The organism is Colwellia ponticola, from assembly GCF_005885605.1.
GTDB classification, from domain to species: Bacteria; Pseudomonadota; Gammaproteobacteria; order Enterobacterales; family Alteromonadaceae; genus Colwellia; species Colwellia ponticola.
Genome location: NZ_SZVP01000001.1, coordinates 34,162 through 47,981 on the forward strand (window position 1 = coordinate 34,162; position 13,820 = coordinate 47,981).

Below are 13,820 nucleotides of genomic sequence, written 5' to 3' on the forward strand. Positions count from 1 at the left end.
CGTACTAGTAAATTATTTTAAACGCTAAACAGGGAACCCCCTTCTTGGACAGTATATCCACCGAATTACTCTTTACTATTCTCGGTATTTTAATTCTTATTTCAGCCTATTTCTCAGGCTCTGAAACTGGCATGATGTCATTAAATAGATACCGTTTACGTCATCTTGAAAAACAAAGCCATAAAGGTGCTAAGCGGGTTAGCAAGCTACTTGATCGCCCTGACCGACTTATTGGTTTAATTCTTATTGGTAATAACCTGGTTAATATTGCCGCCTCTGCTATTGCAACCGTTATTGGTTTACGCTTATTTGGTGACATGGGTATTTTAATTGCCACCGTAGCACTAACACTCATTATTCTTATATTTGCCGAGGTTACCCCTAAAACATTGGCGGCCTTGTACCCTGAAAAAATAGCCTTTCCTAGCTCTATTGTGTTAACAATATTATTAAAGATACTGTTTCCATTAGTCGTAGTCGTTAACTGGATAACTAATGGCATACTAATGCTTTTAGGTATTAATTCAGAACAAAGAGAGCAACACAGTCTTAGCAGTGAAGAATTACGAACCGTGGTAAATGAGTCTGGGGCTTTATTGCATGAGCGTGATCAAGACATGCTCGTGAGTATATTAGACTTAGAGAAAGTGGTTGTTGAAGACATTATGATCCCACGAAATGATTTAGTTGGGATAGATGTCAATGATGATTGGAAAACAATACAAAAACAACTGACACAAGCAAACCATACCCGGGTATTACTTTATCGCGATAATATCGATGATGTGGTTGGTTATATTCATGCTCGTGATGCATTAAAACTTTCGTCTAAAAATCAATTCTCCAAAGCAACATTACTAAGAGCTGTACGTGAGTTGTATTTTATTCCTGAAGGAACACCATTAAATATTCAGCTATTGAAGTTTCAACACGCTAAAGAGCGCTTAGGTCTAGTTGTTGATGAGTACGGTGATATTCAAGGTTTAGTTACCTTAGAGGACATTCTAGAAGAGATTGTCGGCGACTTTACTACCACCATGACACCAACGACCAGTGATGAAGTAAGTTTACAGCCTGATGGCAGCTATTTAGTCGATGGTAGTGCCAGTATTCGTGATATTAATAAGGAAATGTCATGGCAGTTGCCCACAGACGGCCCCAAAACCCTCAACGGCTTGATTATTGAGTATTTAGAAGAGATACCTGAAAGTAATATTAGCGTGCGTATATCGGGCTACCCTGTCGAAATCATTGACGTAGCAGACAATAAAATAAAAACGGTTCGGGTGATGCCTGAGCATTTTATTGATGAAAACGCCGATGAAGCATAATTAAGCAACAACAAAAGTTAATCACAAAGTTATCCACAGAATGAGGTTTCAGCACACCTGATTCAGCTTTCCACAATTTCTGTGGATAACAATAGCTAACCCTATCAGCAGCAGCATTTTACTATTTCAACAATTATTTACTAAAAATTGCGACTTTATTTTCTAGTTTTTTTGTTAAAAGACTAGCTTTTCTTGTAGCAGTTATCACAGCTAGCCTTAACGATTTTTCATGATAAAAATATTTTTTTGGCAAGCTTTATACTGCTGTAGCATTATTAAACACACAAATGACGTGGTGAAATATTAGCAATTAACATTGTACTGATTAACCAAAAAACAACCGCCACAACCAACCATGATCTAACTCTTTTTCACAGCTCTTTAACTGACTACTGTAGCGTCTAGCGCGATTATCTACTTTTCTAGACACTTTCATTAACCAAGGTTTTCGTTTATAGCTTTTATGCTTAAAGCCGCCCCAACCTTCATGATAATTTAAATATTGGTTGTAGGCATCCCACTTTGATACACCATTAATTTTTTGGGTTTTAAAAATAAACCACCCCATAAAATCTATAGCATCATCAAAATCATCACGATCAGCTCCAGAGTTATTTGTTTCTCTGATGTAGTCTTTCCAGGTCATAGTTTTTGCCTGTGAATAACCATAAGCACTACTTACCCTACCCCAAGGAATAAAACCAAGCAGATAATACCTAGGTGGGATTGCATCATGACGAAAAGAACTTTCTTGATACATCATACTCATGGGGACATGAATAGGTACGCCCCAACGTTCACGCATATCTTTAGCGGCAAAATACCAATCACGATGTTCGCGAAAGATTTCACATATATTTTCAGGGTTTTTCGGGGGAGGAGTCGCGCAGCTAGAAAGTAATAAAACACTCGCGGAGGTTAGTAGGAAAGTTTTACGTAGAGACATACACAATTAACGGTTAGTACAATATGTTATTATCATGCCAGAAATTACTAATTAATGGCAGTTTTTGCTGAGTAAATTACTCGCTTTACTAAAAATATTGTCTTGTCTTTGTAGGTATAAAAATAAAACTAAAATTAATTTGAACTAAAGCAAACAACAGCACTCTTACTTAATAGTTATGTTGTTCCCTTAGTTGTTTCTTTAGTAATATCCCTTAGCGATGTTTACGCCTGCTACTTTAGCAGGCTTTTTTTTACCTAAAAATTATAGTAAAACGCAGAAGGTGTTTTTTGGCACTTTACAAGTTAATCGCTTGATAATATTAATGTGTCACATAACGGTAATACTACTTTGCTATGGTTATTATGTTTTTCATTATTGTGCTTTAACTTTATACACCTTCTTTTAGAAGGTGTTTTTTTATGAATTTTTTTTATGAATATTATTACGAATATTGGGAAAAAGTACTAGATGGTCGCTAAACATTGCTACTTAACAATAAAAATTCAAATACGGTATCAAAATATTACTCATGACATTAATTTAAAAAAATAATGAACTTACTGCTAATAGTGCGGTCTTATTTATTGAAACATTCTTTCCCTGGATTGCTTCATTTGATTTAAGTTTTGTTTACTTAAATAAGCAGCGCGTCTATTTGACGCGCTTTTTTTTGAGTGTTTTCCGTGAGTTATTAGCTAAAACTTTCTTTAGTGGAGTCTTTCGTGGGTAAGTTATTTAAAATAGTCAGATAAAAAATCATCAAAGCTTAATACATCAGCCGCTTCAATATCTGCTTGCGCTTGATGAGAAGCAGGCACACTTTCATCAAAGAAAGCCTTATCATAAAATTGATAGTCTCGACTTTGAGCTGCTTGCTGATATTCACTGGCTTTAGCTAACGCATATGCCGATAAGGATTGCTCTTTAACAATAGCGACTATCTGCGCTGAAGGCGTTAAACTAGCATCATTAACTTTAGCCTGCTCACGTACAATAGCTTCGCTATATTTTGTAGTTTGATACGCTTTATCTAATAACTGTGCAACTTGATCCATCTGCTCAAATAATTCATTACCCCAGCTAACCACTGATTTAAGCTTAACATCACCATTACAGTTAGCGTCATTGAGTAATAACTCAGGATCTCGACCTCGTAATACCACTTGCTTCATATTTTCTTCATGCAATTTTTGGCGAGTACAATCAAACTCTTTATTATCAACAAATGCACAATACGTTAAGAAAATATCAAGAAAGTATACTTGCTCAATAGTAATACCCGTATCTGAAAAAGGATTAACATCAAGCGCTCTTACTTCAATATACTCAACACCACGTGCTCTTAATGCAGCTGAAGGTTTTTCGCCTGCTTTAGCAACGCGTTTAGGTCGTATAGGCGCATACAATTCGTTTTCAATCTGTAATACGTTATCGTTAAGTTGCTGATACTTACCGTCGACTTTTATGCCAATTTTCGCAAACTCTTTCGATTTAAGTTTAATAGCATCCTGAACACCATCAACATAGTCGTTCAAATTGTTATAACAAATTGGCAGTGATGATTGCTCGGAGCTAGTATAACCTAAGTCACTCATACGTAATGAGGTAGCATGCTCAAGATAAAGGGCACCAAAAGGTGACTTTTTAAAAGGTAATTGATGCTTTTTACCTTGTAAAAAAGAACCACACAACGCAGGGGAGCTGCCGTATAAATACGGAATTAACCAACAAAAACGTTTATAGTTTCTTAAAATTGAAAAGTAACGCTCCGAGATAAAATCATCAAGTGATGATAACTTTTCACCTGATGATTGGTGTAGCTTTTGCTGTACTTGCCAAAAGTCTTGTGAAAATGAAAAATTGAAATGGATACCTGCGATCACTTGCATCATAGAACCATAACGATTCTTCAACCCTTGGCGATAAACAGTCTTCATTTTGCCTATATTAGAGTGACCAAATTGCGCTAATGGTATTTTATCCGCATCATTAACAAAACAAGGCATGCTCATTGGCCACAACAATTCACCTTCAATATGATCAAAGGTATATTTTTGTATATCTTGCAGTTGACTAATAGCTTGCTCAGGTGAATCACTAACCGGCGTAATAAACTCAAGTAACGTTTCTGAATAGTCAGTTGTTATTTGTCCGTGTGTAAGCGCTGAGCCAAGTTGATAATAATGCCCGTGTTCTGATAGCTTCCCCTCAGGCAATATACGTAATGTTTCTCGCTCTATACCGCGTCCAATACCAGCAAGTGCCGCTAAGTTTTCACTTTGGCTAAAGGCGCCAATATAATCAGTTAATGAAAGTGTCAAATTAATTCCTATCAATACTGCATAAAGCTAAAAGTAACATTATCAGTATGTAGCGGGTAAAAAGGTATCAAGAAATACCCCTGAGTATACCTATAAGTTAATACCTATAGATAAGGGGCTTTTCATGGTTTTCAATGCATTGTAATATAAATTGCACTTTATTTATTGTGTACTGTAAAATTATACTTCATCAATTGAGTATTACTTAACTAGTTCTAGCTCAACAACCTCTAGATTGAGTGCTTTTAATTGTGGCCTCACTACTTGACCGTCGCCAACTACTATCCATTGCATGGGTTTTGCTAATTCTTTTGCGGCAATAGCATTTAATTGCTCAATAGTAATATTTTTTATGATGTTACTTTGCTCTTCGCCATAGTTAGCTGGTAAATTAAACTGTAGTATTTGTCGTAAAAAACCACTTTTTTGACTGGGTGTCTCAAAGCTAAGCGCTTCATTTTGTGAAATAGCTTGGCGCATAAAAGACACCTCTTCTGCTGTTAAACCATGCTGCTGATACTTTGTTAATTCTGCTTCAATTTCACGTATTGAATCATAGGTATGTTCTTTTTTAACGCTGGCGCCAGCGCTAAAGCGACCTAAGGTTTTACCTGCAGAAAAGTAACTTGATGCGCCATAGGTGTAACCTTTATCTTCACGTAAATTTAAATTAATGCGGCTGTTAAAGGCGCTACCTAACGGGTAATTCATTAACGTTGCTTTAAAGTGATCGCCCGTGGCATCATAGGCCATTGCCCTGCGCGATAATCTAATCACTGATTGGCTCGCGTTTGGTAGATCAACAAAATAAAGCTTGTTAGCGGTTATCTGTGGAAATTGATAATTCCCCTTAATGGTATAGTCATCTCCCTGCCAGCTTTGTAATGAGGCAATTTTAGCGAGTAAATCTGCTTTATTAATATCACCAACTACGACTAAACTGGCTTTTGCTGGTGAAAAGTATGTTTTATAAAACGCTTTAACATCATCAAGTGTGATTGCAGATACGGTAGTAATGGTACCACTATCAGGCAAACCAAAACGATTACTTTTACCGTAAGTGACTTGTTTTAAAGCGTTCCCCGCTAGTGTACGGGCGTCTTTATTACCTTGCTGTAACCCTTGAATTAACTGATTTTTAACACGATTAAAAGCTGCTGGTGAAAACTCGGGCTTAAGCATCATTTCATTCATTAAGGCTAAGGTAGCATCAAGGTTTTTAACTAAGCTATTGACTTTAATGTAAGTATTACGACCTGATGCGCCAATAGAAATATTACTGCCCAATTTAGCTAATTCATTCGATAATTCTTCTTTACTATGAACAGTGGTCCCTTCATTCATTAAACTTGCCGTTAAACTAGCTAAACCAGCTTTATCGACAGAATCAAGCAATACGCCACCATCAAGACTTAAGAGTAAACTAACTGTCGGTGTTTCACTGTTTTTAGTGGCAATCACGTTAATGCCATTAGCAAAGGTTTCTCGCCATAAACTTGGCAAAGTAATCAGCGGGTTAGCTGGGGAACTCGGCATTAGGCTGCGATCAAAAGTACTGGTATTTTTCATCAGTGGCGTATGCTGCGCTAGTTTTGCCTGCTTACTAGCCCCCTTACTAACATCAGGTAAAACAAAATTATCTGCCTTAGCGACTAGCGTTTCTTGTCCTGGTGGTACTATTGATAATATTGCCGCACCTTTACCTTGAATATACTGCCTAAAGACACGCATAACATCGGCTTTCGTCACGTTATTATAACGCGCTACTTGTTGTTCTGTATAATTAGCATTACCTAACATTGTTTGATAATGCGCTAAGTTAGCGACCTTACCTGAGACGCTTTGCAAACCATAAATGGTGCTGGTTTCAATGCCTACTTTAGTTTTTAATAAATCGTCGCTATTGACACCACGTTGTTCAAACTCAATTAAGGTGTCGTTAATCACTTGCTCTATTTTAGTTAAAGACAACCCCTGCTGTGGGTTTGGCAACGCATAAAAACTCATTTGACAGGCCAATTCTCGGCAAGGATGGCTTGCACCCGCCTGCACTGCTGCACCTGATTTAACAAGATTTTTATAAAGTAATGACGTAGGACCATTGCCTAAAATATTAGCAAGTACATCTAAAGCTGGTTCATCTTCATGCATACCATAAACGGTAGGAAAACTAATATACAATAACGGCAGTGAAACATTATCAGTAAAAGAATAATAACGGTTGGTGTTTAAGGTCACTGGCGTTTTAGCCATTTTTTCTACCGTTGGTCCTGCATTTAACTCGCCAAAATATTTATTAATCCACGCTAACGTTTGCGCTTCATCAAAGTCACCACCAATGGTAATTACCGCATTATTAGGACCATACCAGCGCGAGAAAAATTCTTTTAAATCAGTGACTGTACCTCGTTCAAGATCAGACATATAACCTATAACAGGCCAGGAATAAGGATGTTCACGTGGGAAAATCATCTGATTGATGGTTTCATTTAATCGACCATAAGGGCGATTATCAACATTTTGACCACGTTCATTTTTTACTGTGGCGCGTTGTACTTCAAATTTTTCTGCGGTAATGGCTTCTAATAAAAAGCCCATACGGTCAGACTCAAGCCAGAGCATTTTTTCTAACTGATTTTTAGGTACTGTTTCAAAGTAATTAGTACGATCTGAGTTAGTCGTGCCATTTAAATCCCCCCCACTTTGGGTAACGACTTTAAAATGCTGCTCATCGGCAACATTTTTCGAGCCTTGAAACATCATGTGCTCAAAAAAATGGGCAAAACCTGATTTACCTAATTGCTCTCGAGCAGAGCCAACATGATAAGTAACATCAACATGCACTAAAGGATCAGAATGATCTTGATGTAAAATAACCGTTAAGCCATTAGCTAATTGATACTTATTAAAAGGGATATTAAGGGTATCTTGCTCAGCTGTGACCGTTTCAACTAAGCTAACGCCAGCAGGAATTTCACTGGCAGCTAGAGTATTATTAGCTAAATCAGTTATTTGTTGGTTGCTACAAGCAACTAATAATGCGGTACTCGCTGCTATTAACGAAACTTTCAATCTAGTGATACTGTGCAGTGAAAGTGGAGTCGTAAATGCGGTTGGCAATAAAGCTGTTAATGAAGTAAGAAATCGGTATCGAGGGAATTTTCGCAAAATAACATACCTGTAAAAAAGAGTAAAAAGAAGTATCGAGCTATATTAACCCACAGCAGTACCTAAGAAAGTACTCACCTTCTTAAGCTCAATAGTATTATCATAACAAACATGAAGACTTCTCGGCTAATTAAAATGTATAAAACTATTGCGCAATACCCTGACTTTATCGTGGTTGAAAAGCCCGCTGGACTAAATTTTCATGATGAAGGTGATATAGGCTCTGGCTTGCATTCTTTAGTAAAACAACAGCTACAAAACCAGCAGCAAACCAGTGATAATAAGTGTGAGCTTTACCCTGTGCATCGATTGGATAAAATGACTTCAGGCTTAGTTATTTTTGCCAAAAATTTAGCTTGCGCACAAGTTTTTGGACAACTTTTTAGTGAACACCAAGTAGAAAAATATTACTTGGCTATTAGTGATAAAAAGCCTAATAAAAAACAAGGACTCATTAAAGGCGATATGGGCAAAAGTCGCCGTGGTATGTTTAAATTATTACGGACCATGGAGAACCCAGCCATTACTCAGTTTTTTTCATACCCTGTTGCGAATAAACAACGCTTATATTTACTTAAACCTCATTCAGGTAAAACTCATCAATTGCGCGTAGCCTTAGCAAGTATTGGTGCACCTATAGTCGGCGACCCACTTTATTACAGTACTTCACCGGCAGATCGAGGTTATTTACACGCCTTTGCCCTGCGCTTTAACTATTTAGGTGAATCTTTTGAGTTTACGTCATTACCAACATCAGGTGATTTCTACCTCAACGCGACAATCACAGAACAATTACAGGCAATAAAAAAGCCTTGGCAGTTAAACTGGCCAAGGCTTTAGTTAGATAGTTAATACTAAGCTAACTGATAAGGAAATTACAGTGAATGCCAAAAAACTAAAGCAATCGCGGTAGGACAAATAAATTTTATATACCATGGCCAAATTTTCCAAAATAGGCCATATTCAACCGTACTATTACCCTGTTTAATTTCAGCGAGTACATCACTTCTATGCCATATCCAGCCGACAAAAACACAACACAACATCGCAATAATAGGTTGACCATATTGGGTTGATAACATGGCAATAAAATCTAGCATCCATGATAAGTTAACCACAATAAGAATACTAAACACTAAAATAGCTAAACCGATGAAGGTAGTTGCTTTTTCTCTTGGCACCTCATGTCGTTCAACCACATAAGATACCGGCCCTTCAAGCATAGAAATAGACGAGGTTAGTGCCGCTATAGACATCAAGACAAAAAAGCCAAACGCAACAAATAAGCCAACAAAGCCCATACCTGAAAATAGCGCCGGTAACACGGTAAATACTAAATTTGACCCTGAAATAAGACTGCCATCTTCTGCAAAAATGGCTACTCCTTGTGCTTGGGCAACATACATGGCTGGAATAATTAATAAGCCAGCTAAAAAGGCAATTGAGACATCAATAAGCGTTACTTGTACACCCAATGTTACCAAGTTTTCTTTTTTAGCAATATAAGAGCCATAAACGATCATGACACTAGTCCCCAATGACAAGGAGAAAAAGGCTTGCCCTAAAGCGCTAATTAATAAGTTAGGTTCAAATACTCGAGAAATATCTGGGTTTAAATAAGCAGTAAAACCTTCTTTTGCTCCCTCAAGCGTAAAAACGTAAATAATTAATAGTATGAGTAATGCTATTAGCATTGGCATCAGTCGTTTTGACCATTTCTCAATACCTTGTTCGACACCACGGCGAATAATAAAAATGGTTAAACTCATAAATAATGCGGTAAACAGAACATTACGCACTAGTGACTGACTTATTAGCCAGTTAGCTGTACCTGTTAATCCGGCAAGTTTAGCCACGGGTTCAATCGCATAAGACATCATCCAACCGGCAATAATGCCATAAAAACTTAGAATAAGTGCGGCACAAATAACACCGCCAAAGCCAATGACAAAAGCAAAGTGTTTTTGTCTGTTATTGCGGGAAATTTTTTGCATGCTGGTCACTGCATTCGCTTGACCATAACGACCAATAAGTAACTCAGCCATAAACGCGGGATAGGCTAAACAAAATGCCAACACAAGATAAACTAACACAAAAGCAGCGCCACCATTGCTAGCGGTTTGCGTTGGAAAACCCCAAATGTTTCCCAAGCCAACAGCTGAGCCTGCTGCCGCCATAATAAAACCAAAGCGCGAACTAAAGCCGCCTCTTGCAACACCCATAATATTCCTCAACTCTCTTTACTAACTATTTTATAACCTTTGAGTAGGGTTAGCCTAACACTCTCAAGGATATTTATATTGCTCTTTATAAGAGCTCTAATCTACTCAATTACAGTAAAAATAGCATTAATCAGACAGAATAAACAAAAAGCCCTGTGTATAACTCTTATAACAGAATTAACACAGGGCTTACATCATCCACTAACTAAAAATTTATTAATCTATCTATAAATTAACTTACACAAGAATTTCAAGGTTAATTGCAGCACCAGTCTACATTAACCTTTACTCATCAAACAGACTGTTATTCAGCTTCAGGACGCATATGCGGGAACAAGATAACGTCTTTAATGGTTGGTGAATCACTAAACAACATAACTAAGCGATCGATACCGATACCCTCACCTGCTGTTGGTGGTAAACCGTGCTCTAAAGCGCGAATGTAATCTTCATCAAAATGCATTGCTTCATCATCACCAGCATCTTTTTCTTCAACTTGCTTTTTAAAACGTGCTGCTTGGTCTTCAGAGTCGTTAAGCTCAGAGAAGCCATTGGCTAACTCACGACCACCAACGAAGAACTCAAAACGGTCGGTGATAAATGGATTGTTATCATTACGACGTGCTAATGGAGAAACTTCCCATGGGTATTCAGTAATAAACGTAGGCTGATCTAATAAATGCTCGGCAACCTCTTCAAAAATTTCACAGATATATTTACCTGGACCCCAAACTTTTGCGGCTTCGCCTTCTTTAACGCCAACGGCTTTAGCCATTGCTTTAATAGCATCAAAGTTGTTTTCTGGATCACGTAAAACCGCTTCATCTAACTGCGCTGCTGCGTGATGATCTTTACCGTAAGTTAAAATAGCATCAACCATAGATAAACGGACAAAAGGCTTACCAAAGTCATAGAATTTTTCTTCTACTACTTCACCTTCAGTATTTTTAACCGTATTACGAACCAGTGCCGTACCTAATACGTTCTCAGCTACCGTACGCAACATATCTTCAGTAAGATTCATCAAGTCATTATAATCAGCGTAAGCTTGGTAGAATTCAATCATAGTAAATTCTGGGTTATGACGCGTTGATAAACCTTCATTACGGAAGTTACGGTTAATTTCAAATACTTTTTCAAAACCACCAACCACTAAGCGTTTTAAGTAAAGCTCAGGGGCAATACGTAAGTACATATCAATATCAAGTGCATTATGATGCGTAGCAAATGGCTTAGCCGTTGCGCCACCAGGGAGCACTTGTAACATAGGCGTTTCAACTTCCATGAAATCGCGCGACACAAGGAAACTACGAATACCGTCAATAATTTTTGAACGTAATTTGAAAGTATTACGGGTATCTTCATTAATAATTAAATCGACATAACGCTGGCGATACTTAGTTTCTTGATCTGATAAACCGTGAAATTTTTCAGGCAATGGACGTAAAGACTTAGTTAATAGTGAGTATTTATCCATGTTCACGTAAAGATCACCTTTACCTGACATACGTAAAACCCCTTTCACACCAACGATATCACCAATATCTAGGGTGCCCCAACGCTCTTTAATGTCTTTTTGTACTGTTTTGTCTGCGTAAGCTTGAATGCGACCAGACATGTCTTGTAACACTAAAAAAGGTCCACGTTTAGCCATAACACGACCAGCAACCGCATAAGTTAACTGTAACGCTTCAAGTTCTTCTTTAGTCTTTTCACTGTGTTCGCTTTGAATATCGTTAGCATAATGCTCACGACTGAAATCATTAGGAAAACCATTAGCTGGACAATTTTCACGAATCTTTTCTAATTTTGCACGACGCTCGGCAATTAGTTTATTTTCATCTTGTGCGCTTGGGCTATCTTGAACCTTGTTTGTCATGTTATTTTCTCGTGGTTATCTTTAATTTTTCAATGTGATTCATGCCCTATGAAATAAGTGTGCTTACCTCAAACAGGTTAATCTGAATTTTTTACAAACCTGATTTCAAACTTGCTTGTAAAAACCGATCTAAATCGCCGTCTAATACCGCTTGGGTGTTGCGGTTTTCAACACCCGTTCTTAAATCTTTAATACGACTATCATCTAATACGTAAGAGCGAATTTGACTGCCCCAACCAATATCTGACTTACCGTCTTCTAACTCTTGTTTACCTTCGTTTTGCTTTTGTATTTCTATTTCATACAACTTAGCTTTAAGCAGCTTCATTGCGGTCGCTCTATTTTTATGCTGAGAACGATCTGCTTGACAAGCCACCACAGCCCCCGTAGGAACATGGGTAATACGTATAGCCGAGTCAGTTTTATTTACATGCTGACCACCAGCGCCCGAGGCGCGGAACGTATCAATACGTAAATCGGAAGGATTAATATCAATGTCAATATTGTCATCTATTTCAGGGTAAATAAACGCTGAAGCAAACGAGGTATGACGACGACCTGACGAGTCAAACGGTGACTTACGTACTAAACGATGCACACCTGTTTCGGTGCGTAACCAGCCAAAGGCATACTCGCCAGTGTATTTAATAGTACAACCTTTAATACCAGCAACATCACCATCGGTTACTTCAATCGCTTCGGTTTTATAACCGTGGGCTTCACCCCAACGTAAATACATACGCATAAGCATTTCAGCCCAGTCTTGCGCTTCAGTACCGCCAGAGCCTGACTGTATATCTAAATAACAGTTATTAGCATCTTGCTCGCCTGAGAACATACGGCGAAACTCTAATTTTTCTAAGATGGCATCTAAAGCAGCTGCTTCGTTTTCAGCGTCGTTAAAAGTTTCTTGATCAGACTCTTCAACAGCTAACTCAACTAAGCCTTCAATATCTTCACAACCTGTTTCGAGTTCGACAATGGTATTAACCACTTCTTCTAAGGCACTGCGCTCTTTACCTAGAGCTTGAGCGCGCTCAGGCTCATTCCAAATTTCTGGTCGCTCTAATTCACGGGAAACTTCAACTAAACGTTCTGCTTTAACGTCGTAGTCAAAGATACCCCCGAAGCATACTAGCGCGCTCACGGATTTCTTTTAATTTACTTAATATTGGGTTTGTTTCGAACATAAATCTTCAAAAATAAAGTTAATTGCCAGTATTTGCCAACTCTTGGCTAATAATATTGTCAATTGTCATGCTAGGTGTACCTAATTTTATACAATACAGCAAGGACAAATGGTCGCGCATTGTAACGCACTTAAAGGGGTAAATAAATAGCCATAATTAATGAATATGTTGGTTTACAGCTGCTTTTTACTCAGTGTGAATAGTAGTGAAAAAACTAGTCAAAAAATGAGTGGGAAAGCGATGACTAAAAGTAGTTAATAACGCACTATGCTAAGTGTTTCTGGTATTTAATGGTATTAACGCTTAAATTTTACAGATACGTCTTATTTGATTTTTATAACCAGTGCTGATTCATCTGATTTCCCTTCTTCTCTTTCCCCGCAGGGAATGTAGAAAAGTTCTTTTGCTTTCGAACGCGTACTGAGCAATTGACACTATTGTGGCTTCAAGGATGGAGTGTAAGCACTTTTATTTTTTATAGTGACTTATACTATGCAACTGCTGTATTATTTGTATAGGTATGATTTTTAACAAAAATACCTGCATGATATATATCACTTATAGATAACGCATAGATAATACATAGATATAACCTATGTGTGATATCTATGATATGTGCATTACATAGAAACAACGAATACCAATAATACAAATGTAAAAGGCAAACTAGTCGAAAGTCTAGGACGCAAAGCTACCGATCTAAGGGTGTAAAACCTACGACAGCGGAGCCACCATAGCTTTATTAAGAACGAATAAGTAC

The 13,820-nt window shown here is 37.7% G+C and carries 8 protein-coding genes and 1 riboswitch; of the genes, 2 read left to right on the forward strand and 6 right to left on the reverse strand.

Annotated features, from left to right (window positions below):
* The first annotated feature begins 44 nt into the window (after positions 1-44).
* Positions 45-1,331 (forward strand): HlyC/CorC family transporter, encoded by a 1,287-nt coding sequence (locus tag FCS21_RS00150; protein WP_138619970.1) that lies wholly within the window; start codon positions 45-47, stop codon positions 1,329-1,331.
* Positions 1,332-1,656: 325 nt separating this feature from the next.
* Here FCS21_RS00150 and FCS21_RS00155 read toward each other — a convergent pair whose 3' ends face one another.
* The 3 genes from FCS21_RS00155 to FCS21_RS00165 form a co-directional block, all read right to left on the reverse strand.
* Positions 1,657-2,277 carry a transglycosylase SLT domain-containing protein gene (locus FCS21_RS00155; RefSeq protein WP_138619971.1) on the reverse strand — a complete coding sequence of 207 codons (621 nt, stop codon included), beginning with the start codon at positions 2,275-2,277 and terminating at the stop codon, positions 1,657-1,659.
* A gap of 734 nt (positions 2,278-3,011) precedes the next feature.
* Positions 3,012-4,601, reverse strand: coding sequence for a glutamate--cysteine ligase (gene gshA / locus FCS21_RS00160; RefSeq protein WP_138619973.1), 1,590 nt, complete (start codon positions 4,599-4,601; stop codon positions 3,012-3,014).
* 201 nt (positions 4,602-4,802) lie between these two features.
* Complete coding sequence (locus FCS21_RS00165) at positions 4,803-7,673, reverse strand: M16 family metallopeptidase (protein ID WP_246046928.1); 2,871 nt, start codon at positions 7,671-7,673, stop codon at positions 4,803-4,805.
* A gap of 231 nt (positions 7,674-7,904) precedes the next feature.
* Between FCS21_RS00165 and FCS21_RS00170 the strand changes: the two genes are divergently transcribed.
* Positions 7,905-8,609 (forward strand): TIGR01621 family pseudouridine synthase, encoded by a 705-nt coding sequence (locus FCS21_RS00170; protein WP_138619975.1) that lies wholly within the window; start codon positions 7,905-7,907, stop codon positions 8,607-8,609.
* Between the two features lie 35 nt (positions 8,610-8,644).
* Here the strand turns inward: FCS21_RS00170 and FCS21_RS00175 are convergent, their stop codons facing one another.
* The 3 genes from FCS21_RS00175 to prfB all read right to left on the reverse strand — a co-directional run bounded on the left by FCS21_RS00175 (position 8,645) and on the right by prfB (position 13,060).
* A complete protein-coding gene (locus FCS21_RS00175) occupies positions 8,645-9,991 on the reverse strand; it encodes a sodium-dependent transporter (protein WP_138619977.1) in 1,347 nt (448 codons plus the stop codon).
* Positions 9,992-10,295: 304 nt separating this feature from the next.
* Positions 10,296-11,870: a lysine--tRNA ligase gene (lysS, locus tag FCS21_RS00180; RefSeq protein ID WP_138619978.1), complete on the reverse strand. Its 1,575-nt coding sequence runs from the start codon at positions 11,868-11,870 to the stop codon at positions 10,296-10,298.
* A gap of 91 nt (positions 11,871-11,961) precedes the next feature.
* A protein-coding gene (gene prfB, locus FCS21_RS00185) for a peptide chain release factor 2 (RefSeq protein WP_171035607.1) occupies positions 11,962-13,060 on the reverse strand; the annotation gives its coding sequence in 2 pieces (ribosomal slippage) (positions 11,962-12,984 and positions 12,986-13,060; 1,098 coding nt in all).
* A 650-nt stretch (positions 13,061-13,710) separates the two neighbouring features.
* Positions 13,711-13,796, forward strand: a riboswitch (cyclic di-GMP riboswitch).
* The last annotated feature ends 24 nt before the right edge of the window (positions 13,797-13,820 follow it).